Source organism: Nostoc sp. (assembly GCF_036917415.1).
Classification (GTDB): domain Bacteria; phylum Cyanobacteriota; class Cyanobacteriia; order Cyanobacteriales; family Nostocaceae; genus Nostoc.
Genome location: NZ_JBALDJ010000107.1, coordinates 66,346 through 82,050 on the forward strand (window position 1 = coordinate 66,346; position 15,705 = coordinate 82,050).

Annotated in this window: 10 protein-coding genes; 3 read left to right on the forward strand and 7 right to left on the reverse strand. The window is 39.8% G+C overall.

Going from position 1 to position 15,705, the window contains the following annotated elements; genetic code table 11:
* Window positions 1-227: 227 nt before the first annotated feature.
* Window positions 228-1,586, forward strand: a complete 1,359-nt coding sequence (locus tag V7K41_RS23255) for a sensor histidine kinase (RefSeq protein ID WP_334852033.1) — start codon at window positions 228-230, stop codon at window positions 1,584-1,586.
* Window positions 1,587-1,623: 37 nt separating this feature from the next.
* On the opposite strand, the gene V7K41_RS23260 is transcribed toward V7K41_RS23255, so the two are convergent.
* The 3 genes from V7K41_RS23260 to V7K41_RS23270 all read right to left on the reverse strand — a co-directional run bounded on the left by V7K41_RS23260 (window position 1,624) and on the right by V7K41_RS23270 (window position 5,582).
* Window positions 1,624-2,703: a sensor histidine kinase gene (locus V7K41_RS23260; protein WP_334852035.1), complete on the reverse strand. Its 1,080-nt coding sequence runs from the start codon at window positions 2,701-2,703 to the stop codon at window positions 1,624-1,626.
* Window positions 2,704-2,710: 7 nt separating this feature from the next.
* Window positions 2,711-3,868, reverse strand: coding sequence for an FIST signal transduction protein (locus V7K41_RS23265; RefSeq protein WP_334852037.1), 1,158 nt, complete (start codon window positions 3,866-3,868; stop codon window positions 2,711-2,713).
* Between the two features lie 217 nt (window positions 3,869-4,085).
* Complete coding sequence (locus V7K41_RS23270) at window positions 4,086-5,582, reverse strand: glycosyl hydrolase family 57 (protein ID WP_334852039.1); 1,497 nt, start codon at window positions 5,580-5,582, stop codon at window positions 4,086-4,088.
* A gap of 569 nt (window positions 5,583-6,151) precedes the next feature.
* Between V7K41_RS23270 and V7K41_RS23275 the strand changes: the two genes are divergently transcribed.
* The gene (locus V7K41_RS23275; RefSeq protein WP_334852040.1) at window positions 6,152-7,390 is read left to right on the forward strand and encodes a ScyD/ScyE family protein; all 1,239 of its coding nucleotides are present in this window, start codon (window positions 6,152-6,154) and stop codon (window positions 7,388-7,390) included.
* Between the two features lie 31 nt (window positions 7,391-7,421).
* Here V7K41_RS23275 and V7K41_RS23280 read toward each other — a convergent pair whose 3' ends face one another.
* From V7K41_RS23280 to V7K41_RS23295, 4 genes are all read right to left on the reverse strand, one after another.
* Window positions 7,422-8,243 carry an SDR family NAD(P)-dependent oxidoreductase gene (locus tag V7K41_RS23280; protein WP_334852042.1) on the reverse strand — a complete coding sequence of 274 codons (822 nt, stop codon included), beginning with the start codon at window positions 8,241-8,243 and terminating at the stop codon, window positions 7,422-7,424.
* A 1,321-nt stretch (window positions 8,244-9,564) separates the two neighbouring features.
* Window positions 9,565-10,002, reverse strand: a complete 438-nt coding sequence (locus V7K41_RS23285) for a hypothetical protein (RefSeq protein ID WP_334852044.1) — start codon at window positions 10,000-10,002, stop codon at window positions 9,565-9,567.
* Window positions 10,003-10,112: 110 nt separating this feature from the next.
* Window positions 10,113-12,257 carry a peptidase domain-containing ABC transporter gene (locus V7K41_RS23290; RefSeq protein ID WP_334852046.1) on the reverse strand — a complete coding sequence of 715 codons (2,145 nt, stop codon included), beginning with the start codon at window positions 12,255-12,257 and terminating at the stop codon, window positions 10,113-10,115.
* Window positions 12,258-12,847: 590 nt separating this feature from the next.
* A complete protein-coding gene (locus V7K41_RS23295; protein ID WP_334852048.1) occupies window positions 12,848-13,024 on the reverse strand; it encodes a hypothetical protein in 177 nt (58 codons plus the stop codon).
* A gap of 1,322 nt (window positions 13,025-14,346) precedes the next feature.
* Here V7K41_RS23295 and V7K41_RS23300 point away from each other — a divergent pair.
* Window positions 14,347-15,678: an HlyD family efflux transporter periplasmic adaptor subunit gene (locus V7K41_RS23300; RefSeq protein ID WP_334852049.1), complete on the forward strand. Its 1,332-nt coding sequence runs from the start codon at window positions 14,347-14,349 to the stop codon at window positions 15,676-15,678.
* The last annotated feature ends 27 nt before the right edge of the window (window positions 15,679-15,705 follow it).

Sequence of the window (15,705 nt, forward strand, 5' to 3'; positions counted from 1 at the left end):
CACTCTTCGTAAAGGTTATTTTTAGTTTAGCTTGCGATCGCTTTCTCAATATTCTCCACCCAGATTATAAATTGCACACTAATTACTTCCAGTCGCCTGAGAAAGATTTTTAGCTTGACAGACCACTAGTTTTATTAGATACCTAAACTAAAACCGGATTTTGAGGGTGGCAGAATGTAAAATATTAACTTATTCTTTACCTGTCTTTGAAAAAATCAGGGTGTCTAGTGCCAGAAGAATTTAGTTACCAAATTTCACCGCCATTTTTGTCTGAGGGTAGCGATCGCGATCTTGGTTTAAATTCAACCCTCCAAGAACTACCAATGTATAACTTCTCGGTGGAAATCAACCACACTGGTATGGAAGTGGCTAGTTTTTTGGAGAAATACCCCTTGCTACCAGGAGTAATTTTGGTAGAACAAGGACATTTCATTGGAATGATTTCGCGGCGGCGACTACTGGACTTTTTGATTCGTCCATTCGGACAAGAGTTATTTGTTCAGCAACCATTAGCTGTTCTCTACAGCTATGTGCGGACACCGATGTTGCTTGTTAGTGATACAACATCGATTTTAACAACAATGCAACTTAGCTTAAAGCGATCGCCTGAATTATTGGCAGAACCAATTGTCATACAAACGGAATCTGGCGCTTATAGATTGTTAGATGTCCAAGAATTAAATATTATTTCTTGGCAAATTCGGGGGATCGACAATTTGATCCGCTATGAACGCAGTCAAGCCCAAATGATTCAAAATGATAAAATGGCAAATTTGGGGCGTTTGGTAGACGGCGTAGCCCACGAAATTTTAGACCCAGTGGGTTTTATTTGGGGTAACATAACTTATGTTTCAAACTATAGCCAAGATTTACTCAAACTCATAGCGGCTTATGAGCAAGAGTTACCATCAGTTCCTCAGACAATTAATCAGATTAAAGAAGAAATTGAATTTGATTTTTTAGAACAAGATTTGTCGCGATCGCTTGCTAGTATTCGCACGGGAGCAGAAAGATTAAAAAAACTTGTTACTAGCTTGCAAAACTTCTGTCATATTGATGAGCTTTATCCCAAGCCAGTAGACTTACACGCCTGTATAGATAGTATTATTTTACTAATTAATAGCCGTCTTCAAGGAGAAATTGAAATTGTCAAATACTACGGTCAATTACCCCCAGTGTATTGTTTTATGGGGCAATTAAACCAGGTTTTGATGAATATTTTAAGCGAAGTGGTGGATACTTTACTCAATGAAGGGGTGCGACAGCAGTTGCATTTAGAAGAGACAAATACTGTTCAAAAACCCCGAATTGAGATTACTACAGAAGTTATTTCGCAAGAAGCAAGCAGCCCAAATGCACCAGATTCTCGCTGGATATTAATTCGCATTGCTGACAATGGATCTGGAATATCTCAAGAATTGCAACAGCAAATTATGGAGTCTTTTTCTCTGGAGACAAAGAATAGTAAAAATACTAGTTTAGCAGTAAGTTACCGAATTATCACCGTCAGACATGGCGGAAAATTAAATTTCCATTCACAGATTGGTATAGGTACAAAATTTGAAATATTATTACCTTTAGTTTGATTTATTCAGAATTCAGAATACGCATCATAACGTTGCGTTAGATTATTAGACAAATTTTCTGCTGGATAGGAATTTGAACCACAAACTCCGTTCCCTTTGCCAGTGTCGAAAAAAATTCTAGCTTGCCGCCATGTTTTTTGGTGATGATTTGATAACTGATAGCCATTCCCATTCCTGTTCCCTTACCAACAGGTTTGGTTGTGAAGAAGGGATCGAAAATCTGTTTTTGAATCGATTCGGGAATCCCAGAGCCATTGTCTGCGATCGCAATTTTTACCCATTCCAAATCAACGACAGAGGTACGAATCGTGATACAACTGGGATTATCCCGGATTTCTTGATAAGTTCGTTTGGTATTGAGTTCTTCAAGGGCATCGAGAGCATTTACTAGAATATTCATAAATACCTGGTTTAGCTGTCCGGCGTAGCATTCTACATTGGATAAATTGCCGTAGTCTCTGATAATCTGAATCTCTGGACTTTTGTCACTGGCTTTGATGCGGTGCTGCAAAATCATCAAAGTATTGTCGATGCCTTCATGAATATCTACTGCTTTGAACTCACTTTCATCTAAGCGTGAGAAGTTACGTAGTGACAGCACAATATCTCGGATACGCTCCGTCCCAATATTCATTGAATCCAATACCATAATCGCATCTTTTTTTAGAAAGTCTAAATCGATGGTTTTGCTTTCGGCTTGAATTTCAGCAGGTGGGTTGGGGAAGTAACGGTGATAAAGCTCGACCAGTCGTAGTAAATCATGGGTATATTGCTTTATATAGCTGAGGTTTCCGTAAATAAAGCTAACGGGATTGTTGATTTCGTGAGCAATGCCTGCCACCATTTGACCCAAGGCAGACATCTTTTCGCTTTGAATCATTTGAGCTTGCATTTTATGCAAACTATCTAACGTATTTTCTAACTCTTGGCTTCTGTACTGCAAGTTTGTGCGAGAGTCTTCTAACTCACAAATTACTTTCTTCAATAAAAATTCCTTTGTGCTAATGTCAGTTTCTAGCTGGCGGCGTTCAGCTTCGCAGCGTTCCAGCTTTTTTTGCAAGATACGGCTTTTCTTTTCCAACTCTTGGATTTGTATGGAATAGTCTTGGTTATCCATACACTACTTACTTTGTTCCCATTAACAATGTGACAAAGGTTTTATTGTGAAATTGCGTTTGACCTTTATCGACCAAAGGAGCAATTTCACCGTAAGCATAGAAACCACAGCAAGGCAAAGCTTCTGGTAAATGAGTTTTCACAAGCTGATACTCAAGTTTTGTCAGAGTTCCCAAAATTCGCCGTCGGGCTGCACAGGAAATAAGTAACGCTGCTGTTGGCTCCACACCGGGATAATCGGCAAGAGCATTCTTTAGGGATGCCTCAGAAGCTGACAGAATATTGTCACGAGTTGCATCGGTAATTTGCACAACTGCCTGTTCAGGAATATTAGAGAAGAAGGTAACGCTACCGGATTGTTGATCGTAACCATTGGGTGCCCGCATATAAAAATGGTCTCGATCCTCAAAAACCGCCAAGGCATGAATCGCAAAGTTAGCCGCAAATCGTTCCTCACCGAGATAGTGCTGGTAGAAATCTAAGGCACGTTGTCCATCAATTTCATAGACTACGTTGCCATTAACTTTAGTTACACGGCTACGTTGACTGATAGGAGTCCAACCGCTGGCAACTCCGTAGGAAAATAATAGTTGTCCAGAGAACAGCAGCACTGGCACTGAATCACTTAAGACTTCACCCTGGAAGAATTGGTAGGTTTTATCAAAGGTATAGTCATCGGCAGCCATTCCTCCAACGATCGGAACATCCTCTCCCAAGCTTTGTTTTAAACCATCTAAAATCAAGACCCCATTGCTCGTCAGGCTATCAGGAAAGGTAAGGCACAATTGTGGCAAGGAGGCACTCTTTGCCTTTGCTTGGGCGATCGCTTCTTGGGCTGCAAGAGCTGGATTTTTGGATGCTCCTCGTCCAATACCTGCCCGAATTTCCACTTCATCCGTAGCAAACAGCATTAAGGTAAGAGAATCTTGCTGAAACTCCAGAATTGAGGAGATTTCTCCATTTGTAGTTCCACCAATCAACTCAATTCCGGGGAAAGCATCCTGGATGCGTTGCAAAATTAACGCATGGTCAAAATCTATAGCAGTGAATAAAAGTCCAGCCTGAGGAATTGCTCCTGCAAGGGAACGGCTACATTCTTGAAGAACTTCAGCGATCGCATTTTGAGAATCAGGATCGTCACTATGACCTACAACAACTCGAAACACAACTACTTGCTACCTTATTGTAAGTTTGAATACCAGCGTGCTAATTCAATTCCGATATCAGCACCCAGTAACCTACATTTAGACTTCCCACTTCCTTGAACTAAATCTCAATTCATCTAATTGTTTCTTTTTTGCTGTATCGGACGATACAAAATCTACTTAACAAACTTGGGGAGCATTTTCTACAAAATCAACTCCCTAGTTTCCAGTCCCCTGTTCAATTCATCTGCAATAAATTTTCGCCACGTTGATAAATTTCCCGTGCGTAATCAGTCCAAGAACCTTGTCCCCAATAACGAAAACAACTAGTTTGCAGCAAAAGGTTATGTAGGAGAACGTTACGGTATTGAGATTGTCTAGTAATCGGTTCTGCTGAGTCAGTTTGCAGTAAGGGATCAATTTTTTGATGAAATAAACTGCTTAATTGATACATGGGAGACAACACATTCTCATATCCTTTTACCCAACTAATATGATTTGTCCATGAGGCTCCATCCATGTGAAAATTAGAGTTTGTTTGCTTTAATTCTTGAATCGCATTCTCTACAGCTTGCGGTTGAATATTCTCTGGTGAAACTCGCTCCCAAATTTGATGTTGTCCCACTGGCTGACAAGTTGGATAATCTTCAGGTTTGCATCCAGCAGCTTCAATTAATTCTAAATATTCTGTACCACACATCCCAACTACACCTGATTTTCCTCCCCCATTATTTACCATATCCCACCAAGCTTGTTTAAAAGCGCTAGGAAATTCATTCATCATCACGCCGCCATTTTCACCATCGCCAATTTGGCTAACTATTGGTGGTACAAATACACTGCCAATTTGTTGTTTAGATAATGTTTTAGCTTCGTAATAAGGCTGCATCTGAGCAACTAATTTCGTATCGGAACCTTGGGTTTTAATTAAAGCTGTGATGCTAATTGTTTCACCTTGAGAATTACGGGCAATCAGACGATGTGGTAAATGTTTATGAGTGAGAGATTGACCAGTAAGAGTTTCTACAGAATGTTCTTGAACAAGTAACCAGCGATATCCACATTCTTTCAGCGCTTTCACAAATTCAAACAGAGCATCAGGGTGATTTGGTAGGTGCATTTCTGGGGGTGAAAATCCTTTGACTCGCGCTAGTGCTTCCCAGCCAAAAATTGCTGCAAAGTGATGTTGCCATGCAACTATCTGTAATTTAATATCTGCTATGGGTGTGGAAGGAATAACTGCATGACTCCACATTGTACCCAGCCACTCTACATAAGGTTGGTAGGTTGGGTCGCAAGTGATACGTTTAAGATTATCCAGAACATCACCGCGTCCCATTTGCCGCAGTCCCCACAGAAGATTACCAGAGTAATCCAACATCACACGAGGATTGCAACCTTGATTTACAAGTTCGGGGATCATGTCACCCATGCGGCTGTAACAATGGGCAAAAGGATCTGCATTGTGGTTATCCCCTTCATGAGGATGTTCAAACATATATTGCAGATTGCTGATCAGTGTACCGCCATTTCCAGCTGGTATAGTTGGCTGGTGCATGTGTAAGGCGATCGCAAACACAGCATTTACGTCTTCTAAGCGGATATTCGTTGTTGGTAAAAATACTGGTCGATCGTGGTTAACTACAGAGAGAACCTCTGTTTCCCAACCAGAAATATTCGGCAAGCCATCAATGATTTCGGGCAAAGGAGTCAGGGTTGTGGGGAAGGAAAGCATTTCTGATTGCTCCGAAACAAGGTATGTCTAATTATGCGATCGCACAGCAATTTCTGATCTACAACTTTATGTATTGATGCAAACTGCGATCGTCTTCTAGTCCCACAATATATGTGTAATTCAACAATTTGGATATTCTACTTATATATAAAGTGTTGGGAAATATACAGCACTCCTATTTGATTTTGTTGATATAGCCGTACATCTGTCATTGGTGTCAACTCAAGAAAAAATCTGCTTTGAGAGGACGTTTTGCCCTCATCTCCTAACCCCTTCTCCCAACTTGGCAGAAGGGGAACTAGAGAATTTGCTCCCCTCTCCCAAAATTGGGAGAGGGCTTGGGGGTGAGGGTAAAACCTGGAAAGTTCGCCAAATCTAGCTTATACGTTAAGTTGACACTAATGTACATCTGTACGCCCCTACAGCCGATTCATTATGTTGCAAAAATTTTTGAAAATGGTATGATACAACTCGAAATTAAGAAATTAAAAACACAGTAAATATTAGTATTTATCAAGATAAAATTTTCTATTCTATCTTTACGCAAATTTAATTTCTGGAGATGTCTAATGAAACTAAAGCAATTTGGAATTACATTTTTGAGTGTTTGTATTGCTGCTTTTTCGGGAATAAAAGCAGCAGAAGCGGCATCATTTTCGGTAATTGCCGACGATCTTAATAATCCACGGGGTCTAAGTTTTGGCCCTGACGGCAGTCTCTACGTCACAGAGGCAGGAACAGGCGGAAGTGGAGCTTGTGTTCCTTCACCGAGTGCCGCAGGTCAATCTTTATGTTATGGCACAACTGGTGCAGTCACCAAAATTGGAAATGGTACGCAAGAACGTGTACTTACAGGACTTCCTTCTTTAGCATTACCAAATGGTACTGATACTGCTGGGCCTCATGATATCAAATTTGATGCTACTGGCAAGCCTTATATTGCAATTGGGTATGCTTCTGATCCCACATTTCGCGCCACATTAGGTAACACTGACTTAGGAAAAATCATCACTGCTAATTTCAATACAAATTCCTGGACTAGTGTGGCTGATTTAGCTAATTATGAACTTGCAAATAATCCCGATGGAGGCGATCTAATTAGCAATCCCTTCTCTCTTCTTTTAGATGGAAATAATATTGTTGCAGTTGATACTGGTGCTAATGAGTTACTCAGCGTAGGTACTGATGGAAGTAATTTAAAGGCGATCGCCACAATTCCCCGCCAGACATTAACTAATCCAGTTTTTCCCTCTGGTGCATCGTCATCGCCATTTGAAATCCAAGCAGTACCTACAAATATCGCCAAAGGCCCAGATGGCGCTTATTATATTAGCCAATTAACTGGTTTTCCTTTTCCAGAAGGTGAAGCAAAAATCTACCGAGTTGGTACTGATGGTCAACCAACAGTCTATACCGATGGCTTTACCCAACTTACTGACTTAGATTTTGATAGTGAGGGTAATTTATATGCTTTGCAGTACGCTAATCAGTCACTCTGGAAAGGTAATCTAGATGGTTCTGTAATTAAAATAGCGAGGGATGGGACTCGCACAACTATCCTTAGTGGCAATGGATTAGAGTCTCCTACTGCTTTAACTATTGGTGCTGATGATGCTATTTACGTGACAAACCGAGGCGATCGCCCTGGACAGGGACAAGTTATCAAAATAGAGAATCCCAAGTCTGTTCCTGAATCTACTTCTACTTTCAGCTTATTAGCATTTCTTGGCACTGTGAGCGTTACTTTTTTGCACAAGCGTAAAGCCAAAGGACTGAAGATTTCGGACAAGTTTGTTCAGGAGTGCTGAGTCAGCGATCGCCCTCGGCGTCTCCCCTTCTCTACGAGACGCTACGCGAAGGGGTAAGTTTTTCAATAAACCGTTGTCTTTTTGGTGCTGGTGGTGTTGCTATTCGTAAAATTAGCTCTAACAACCAAGGGGCGAGGCGTTGACACAACACGGCTAAATGACTTTGCCATCCGACTAAAATTTCTGATGAATCATTCTGCATTCCGGTGACGAGTGCTTTAGCCACTTGCTGGGGAGTCATGGGGATCGCCCAGCGAAATAATTTTAAGTCGCGCACCATATCTGTGTCTGTCAGAGAAGGCAGTAATGCAATGACGCGGATATTGTGTTCGGCTAGTTCTTGGCGCAAAGCTTGGGTAAATCCTAAGATGGCAAACTTGGTTGCTGAGTATGTCGCCATCGTTGGTGCAGCCACTTTCCCCATCAGGCTCGATACATTGACAATTGTCCCTTGTCTTTGGCTAGCCATGCGTCGAGCAATCAAACTAGTGAGGTTGTACATTCCTAACAAGTTCACAGAAATTTCTTCTTGAACTTGAGGCATTTTAGATTGCAAAAACGAACTTTGATATGCGACTCCCGCACAATTAACTAGCAGGTGAATCTGTCCGTAATTGCGCCACAGTTGGGCAACAGCGATATTTACTTCAATTGTCTGCGTCAAATCTAAGGCCACGATCGCAGCTTCTGTACCCATAGCCTCGATTTCGTTGGCTACTTCCACTAACTTGCGGCGATCGCGTGCTACCAATATCATCCGCTTGATGCCTTGTTGCGCTAATTCGAGGGCGATCGCTCGTCCAATCCCACGCGAAGCCCCTGTAATTAGGGCAACTTTACCTTGAATCTCCATTGATTTTATCCCCTAAAATTTAAGTCTTACCAAACTCTTCGTTATTGCCGATACACACAATCAAGAGCTACTTGCTTGTCGGCACAAAGTAAGACAAATAATCAATCGTAATTGAAATCAAACTGAAACTAAGCCTTTAGCAACGAGATATTTCTTGGTTAATCTGCAATCCCTCATAATTGTCTATACGAGGCAGAAATTTCTCCTTTTTAACCCGTCAAAGCCTAACACACTTGGCTGAATGGGTATAGCTCATAGATTTTATTTCTCCTAGATCCGAGCGTTCATCAGCATTGCTGTCATACACACGTTAGCAATTAAATCAAGCTATTGCAATATTCTTTAATAAGTATTTCTTAATACTTCTTAACGACAAGTATATATATACAAAAGATTTTATTAAATAAGTTTTTATGAATCCCTCAGTATAAATATCTCATTTTCCTGACAAATAGCCTTGTTTTAGGAAATTGTGATATCTAATTCACAGTTTAGAAAGAAAAAAGACATATAGTATTTTGGCTGATGGTTGCAATAGACTTGTCCAGAAATTTATAACCCAGACATCAAAAAAGGCTAGATTGTTATCTGAAATTATCTGCCAAAACTTTAGGATAAATAGTAATTTGTTTAGGTTTAGCTTTGAGTTCATCAAAGTAATGCTTGAGACTTGCTTTGTCTATCGCAAACTTCAATCATTCATGAACAATAAGACCCCCAACTTCTTAGAGGATATCTGAAAACTTTTTGGTATTGTATTCGAGACTTGTAGATCCCCCTCAATCCCCCGATAAATTGGGCAGGGTGGTTTCATACGAAAAAAGAAAAATACATAAGTCTTGATTTCTCGTGAAAGTGGCATGGTTTTTTCCCTCACTTCCATTCCTCTCCCCCACGGGGGGAGAGGCTTTGAAACCCAGTTTTAATTTTTCTTTGCTTGTATGAAACCACCCTGAGTAAGGGAGGACTACAGGGGGGTTAAAACGATCTCAAATTCTCACGAATGATTTAGGACTGCTATAGGAATAGTATTTGATTTTTGAAAAAATCTAAGTATGTGTAGGGGAGCCAGCCGCGTGGGCGGGTTTCCCGACTTGAGCGGACTGGCGTTGTGTTATCGCCGAGAGTACGGCACCTAAAATTCGGAGTGGTGCGTTAGCCTTTGGCATAACGCACCCTACGTGTATTTCAAAAATCAAATATGAGTCCTATATAGGAATCCGGTTTGATTTCTAAAATTATTTGTGTAGGGAGGGAACAGGGAACAGGAAAGAAGCCTGTTGAAATTGTGCTGAGTTTTTTTAAAAATCAAATACTAGTCCTATATATAAGCAACAGATACCTCGAAGTCGTGTTGAGGTACTCCAAAATCGTGTTGAGGTGCTCCGAAGTCGTGTTGAGGTACTCCGAAGTCGTGTTGAAGTACTCCAAAGTCGTGTTGAAGTACTCTAAAGTCGTGTTGAGGTACTCCGAAGTCGTGTTGAAGTACTTCAAAGTCGTGTTGAGGTACTCCAAAATCGTGTTGAGGTACTTCAAAGTCGTGTTGAGGTACTCCAAAGTCGTGTTGAGGTACTCCGAAGTCGTGTTGAAGTACTTGAAAATCGTGTTGAGGTACTCCGAAGTCGTGTTGAAGTACTTCAAACTTTGTCGCACCGCGATCAACTACACAAGTGCGTAGGCGTAGCCCGCCGTAGGCATCGCTTTCATAAATCTTCACAAACAAAGCGAGCGCTTGACTTTTAAAATAGTCGCTACACATTTCTATTTTTTAGGCAAAACCTACGCAGCGCAGTATTGACACCACTCCCTATTCTTCGTCTAAGTTGTGGTCTAAGTACCTAAAAAATGCTATAAAGTCCATTAGCTTAATTAAGGGATTAAAAAGTCTAAATGGTTTCCTGGTTGGGCACGCAAATCTTCCACAGTTCCCTGAATTTGTAATTTGCCTTGATTTAGTAGCACAATCCAATCAGCACGGGCAATTATTCTCGGACGGTGGCTAATCAGAATCGTAGTTTTGCCTTGGCGATGCAACAACAGCTGATTCAAAACTTGAGCTTCACTAACTGGATCGAGTCCAGCTGTTGATTCATCTAAAATCAGGACAGGGGGATCGTTGATAATGGCTCTTGCTATAGCTAATCTTTGCCGTTGTCCACCAGAAATATTTGAGCCAAATTCACCTAATACAGTTTGATATTTTTCAGGTAGTTTACTAATAAAATCGTCTGCCTCCGCAATTTGGCAAGCATTGACAATTTGCTCAAAGGTGACGTGAGGAGAACCTAACCGAAAGTTTTCAATAATTGAGCGACTCCAAAAATGAGCATCTTGCGGAACAAGGATAACTTGTTGTCGCAAACAATCAAGGGCTAAATCTTGCAGATTATAAATACCAATGCGAATGTTACCAGAATTAGGTGTATATAATCCTGCAATCAGTTTAGCGAGAGAACTTTTACCACATCCTGATGTACCAATTAGGGAAATAACTTTACCGCCAGGAATAGTTAGAGAGAAATCTTGCAGTAACTCTAGTCTCCCAGCGTAGTGAAAGTTGAGATTTGTACAAATAATATTAGCGTTGCTAGGAATCTTCGTAAAAGGTTTTTTAGTATCGCCTTCATTTTCTGGTGTGGAATCGATAACTTCTGTTAAGCGTTGTGTGGCAGTTTTGGCACGAGTGAATTCATCTATAAAGTTGAGCACAGTACTAATAAATGCTAAAAAATTACCATTCATACCGTTAAATGCCAGCAGTTGACCGATGCTGAGTTCCTTGTTAATAACTAGGATGCTGCCGAAACCAATCAGACTAATGCTGCCAATACTAGAAACTAAACTAGAGAAGATACCGTTAATAATTCCAATCTGAATTGTACGAAATGTTTGATTTGCTAAACGACCAAATCGGTTCTGAAATTCTTCCCAAAACTGGGGAGCGGCGGTAGTAGTTTTGAGTGTCAAGGCGCCTTTAAAGCTTTCAACTAGAACACCTTGATTTTCTGCATCTAAGACTAATACACTTCTAATTTTTTGTTGAAGTGTAGGCAGAAAAATAATCGTAGACAAACTCATTACAATCGCAATAATCACACCAACTAAGGTAAGTTTCCAGCTATAGAACAGCATGAAACTTAAAGAAACTGCTGCAATCAATAATTGGCTTGGTAAACTAATAATTGCTTGAGAAATTAGTTGATTAATTTGTTGAATATCTTGCAATCTGCTCACAATCTCGCCACTACGACGCGATTCATAGTAAGTCAAAGGCAACCGCAGGATTGTCCTAGCAAATTCTAAAATTAATCCTAACTCAAGCCGTTGGGCAAAATGGGCAATCAGGTTATATTGAACTAGTTTAAAACTACTTGACACAAGATTCATCACCACAACGGCAATAATTACACCAGCAAGAAGCTGGGTGTCACCCCGAACTAGTACATCATCCGTCAGAATTTGGATTAGGAATGGAGAAGTTAATGAAAGCAGACCGATAAGTAGAGAGCACAAAAAAGCCTCGAATAGTATGCCTTGATAAGGCAATACACGCCGCATAAAGCGCCCAAAGCCGTCTATTTTATCATCAGGTTGAGCATAAAAGCGAACCGAATCTGGCTCTAGTAAAAGCATCACTTTATCTGACCAACCCTCCATTAACTCTTTTTTAGAGACATAACGGATATTAACGGCTGGGTCGGCTACTATATATTTCTTACCTTTTTGACCATACAAAACAACCCAGTGCGTGCCTCTCCAGTGAATAATTGCTGGCAGTGGTGCTTGGTTCATCCGGTCTAATATTTCATTAGATGCTCTGACTGAGCGTGCATTAAAACCAAGCGCCTCGGCTCCCCGCCTCAGTCCTAACAATGTTGTTCCTAATTGACCAGTGCCTACAGCTTCCCGGATGCGATTTAGTGTAAAGTTGCGCCGATAGTGTTTGGCAATGGAAGCAAGACAAGCAGCTCCACAATCTTCTTCACTATGTTGTGTAACAACTTGGTATTTCATTTTGCACTCCAGTATCCAATAACATCGTGACAAAACCCAAAAAAATAGCAGGGTCTTATCCCTGCATGGTTAAAAATGTAGCCCATACTTTAGTCATACTATAGTTCTAATACACTAGACAAAATATCAGATTTTGATGCTCAGAGGAATGTAACCAGCAACTTACATTAGTTATATTAAATTCGCTTTGTTAAATAAAAGTTGATACACCTTGTATCAACTTTTATTATTCTTACCTGTCTTTACAAGTAATCAAAGGTGATGAATATCTTGAAGGAAAAGCCGCACAAAGTCCTACTGACAATTGCTAGTAGGCAATCATCAATAAGACTTTGTTAAGTTTGTTGAAGAAAAGTAGGTGGGTAGGAATAAACGTATGTTAACATGATTACGATACAGAAACACTTAATGGCTGCTAAGATTAAGCCGATTAGCAATAAAGTCATACACAGAAGTAATTTAACCTGCGTCAACAGGGTAAATTATTTGAGAGGCAATGCTTTATTTCTGTAAGGACTCTATTAATCATGTCTTGACGTTCATTATTTACCTTCTACTAAAGTTCATACAAATTGCCTATTGCCCTAGTGCTAGTCTTTGATAACAATGGTGTTGCTAGCATATGCAGTTGGATAAAAACCTTTTGCTTTAGCAACAGCAACTTGTTTTGCTACTACTACATTATTATTGGACACGTTAAAGTAACCACCACCAGACAGATTGGCTTCTTCGTTGGTGCTTAATGCAGTAAACAATGTACTTTCCATAGTTTTAGTTCTCACTTGATTGTTGGAATTTAGATAACGTCACATCAAAGTAGTAAATATCAAATATCATATTTACTGCTTGTTTATATGCCGTTAAGAACATTATATGGGTGAAACTAGTGTGATAAAACAACTATTTTTTTAAGAAATATGTATTACGGTTCTTTAAAAAAGATACTACTGAGCTAGTCTTTATACTCTTTTTAAGAAAATATATACATTTTATTCTATCTAAAGGCATAGAGCTTTTAGATAGAATTTGCACTGATAGGATGTATAAAATTAAGTAGTTATAAAATATAATTTATGTCTTTTTTAGCAACAAAAACAGAGTAAATACGTATTAATACTGTAAAAATCTGAAAAGTACATACTTTGATTGATAATAACGCTCTTCCATCACTCTGCTCAAAGAAAAATCTCAGCCAACTTTTAAACAAGAGTCAGAAACTAGGTTTGGAGCTTTATTTTCTAACATTATGGCTAAAATCATCCCTTTTGCCTGAAATGTCTTGTTTAGCAAGAATTATTGTTTTTTTCTCTGGGAAGAGTGATTAAAGAGCGATAAAGATAAAATAGAGAAGAAATTAAATAGTATTTTGTTATACAAATTGTTAACAAGCAAATTTAGAGAACTCAAAAAGTTTTATTTTACTTTTTTATCTTACGTACTATCACGTAAGTAAAATTCATCTTTGATTTTAATTTGACAGAAACACTTTAAAAAAGTATAAAAGATTATCATAGTAACACTTTTAAACTTGCTTAATTGCTTATTAATTAGAAAGAAGGTTTTTTAATTATAGAAAATTTTTGCAATTAAATAAAGAAATGGTAAAGTTTTAGAAAAAATTATAAAGATTTGGTCTTTTTAGTAAAAGGCACTAATTGTTATTTAGACTTAGGCTATACTCACTTTTTAGCCCTATCTAGTATTCTCATCAAGCGAAAATCAAAAACCTTGATTTTCGCTTGATGAATCTAGGGGTAGGCTGGGGAGACACTCATGTGCTCTGGCTAAGAGATTTGAACAAAGTTGCGTTTAAGGAACGTAGCTTGCTTGCCGCAAAGTATTCCACTAGCGTGGACTCAGGTCAAATCAAGTGGCTCCCTAACCTCAGAGTATTTCTACTTATTAAGAGTCAGAAAACAGGCTCTTGCCTTAAAAATGTTCGTTCAATTGTTCTTTCAATAAATATTTATCTATATATATAGATAAATCTCGCTCGGCATTTTCATATTTGGTAGTGTACAAAGTTCATCGCGACTACCTTTTTGGATTGCCTAGCTATTTTGCACAACCAAAATGTTTTTTAGCGCTCATGCTTATTGACCCCCAACCAGACTTTCTCCGCCCAGTTGAAAACGATGAATATCTTCCGCCAATCAGCATCTGGACAAGGCTCGGAGGAGTATTTTTAATTGGAGCTGTTGGCGCTGCCTTCAGCCTTGCAAGTGTCATTCAATACAACATAGTAGTGAAAGCAGATGGTACTGTCCGTCCAACAGGAGAAATACGGTTAGTGCAAGCAGCAGCAGAGGGGACGGTTAGAAGCATTAGGGTGAAAGAAAATCAAGTTGTGAAAAGGGGAGATGAGATTGCACTGCTCTACGACACCCAATTACAAAGTAAAAAAAGCCAAGTTGCCGGAAATATCCGGCAGAATCATTTACAAAGAACCCAAATCGATGCACAACTAAGAGCGCTACAGACTCAAATCACAGCTGAATCCAATTCGATGGGACAGGCGATTATCTCCGCGCAAGCCGATCTGAGTCGTAATCAACGGGATTATGGAGACAAGCGAATTACCACTAAGGCAGAAGTGGATGAAGTAGAAGCCTCTGTGGAGTTAGCGAGGGAGGAACTGAAGCGATATCAGCAGCTAGCAAATACTGGAGCGATCGCAGCTTTACAGATTAAAGAAAAAGAACAAGCTTTCAAAGCAGCACTTGCCAGATTAGAAGGGATCAAAACTGGACTCAATCCCACTAGCGCAAATGTGGAGATCGCCCAAGAACGCATTGCCCAAGAACGGGCAAAGGGTGAGTCTATGGTTGCGGCATTGAACAAAGAAAGACAAGAACTGATTGGGCGTCAAGTAGAAATTCAAAATCAAATCAGCAGCGCTCAAGAAGAACTAAAACAACTCTCAACAGAACTGCAAAAAACTGTAATTCAGGCTTCAGAGGCAGGTACTATCCTGAAACTAGAATTAAGAAATCCTGGGCAAGTCGTGCGGATTGGGGATGCGATCGCTCAAATTGCTCCTAGTAAAGCACCTCTGGTGATCAAAGCCCGTGTTGCCGCTTCTGATATTAGCAAAGTACAGGTATGTAAAGCCGTACAAGTAACAAAATGTTCAGAGGGGGAGGTACAAATGCGGCTTTCTGCCTATCCGTACCCAGATTATGGCATCCTCAAAGGTGCTGTCAGAGCCATAACCGCCGACGCGATTACATCTCAAAGTAACGGCAATCCAATTGCACCTTACTATGAGGTGACAATTGAGGCAGAGAGACTTTATTTAAAAAAGGGCGATAAATCCTATCCCATTCAATCAGGGATGGAAGTTACAGCTGATATCATTTCTAAAAAAGAAACCGTAATGACATTTATTCTGAGAAAAGCAAGGCTGCTAACAGATTTGTAGGCTTCTTTCTGTATTCCATGCCATTGA

What these genes read in the sequence shown, in the direction of transcription:
- V7K41_RS23275 (WP_334852040.1), top strand. Translation starts at nt 6,152, where the DNA reads ATGAAACTAAAGCAATTTGGAATTACATTTTTGAGTGTTTGTATTGCT.
- V7K41_RS23260 (WP_334852035.1), bottom strand. Translation starts at nt 2,703, where the DNA reads ATGGATAACCAAGACTATTCCATACAAATCCAAGAGTTGGAAAAGAAA.
- V7K41_RS23295 (WP_334852048.1), bottom strand. Translation starts at nt 13,024, where the DNA reads ATGGAAAGTACATTGTTTACTGCATTAAGCACCAACGAAGAAGCCAAT.
- V7K41_RS23300 (WP_334852049.1), top strand. Translation starts at nt 14,347, where the DNA reads ATGCTTATTGACCCCCAACCAGACTTTCTCCGCCCAGTTGAAAACGAT.
- V7K41_RS23290 (WP_334852046.1), bottom strand. Translation starts at nt 12,257, where the DNA reads ATGAAATACCAAGTTGTTACACAACATAGTGAAGAAGATTGTGGAGCT.
- V7K41_RS23270 (WP_334852039.1), bottom strand. Translation starts at nt 5,582, where the DNA reads ATGCTTTCCTTCCCCACAACCCTGACTCCTTTGCCCGAAATCATTGAT.
- V7K41_RS23280 (WP_334852042.1), bottom strand. Translation starts at nt 8,243, where the DNA reads ATGGAGATTCAAGGTAAAGTTGCCCTAATTACAGGGGCTTCGCGTGGG.
- V7K41_RS23285 (WP_334852044.1), bottom strand. Translation starts at nt 10,002, where the DNA reads ATGTGTAGCGACTATTTTAAAAGTCAAGCGCTCGCTTTGTTTGTGAAG.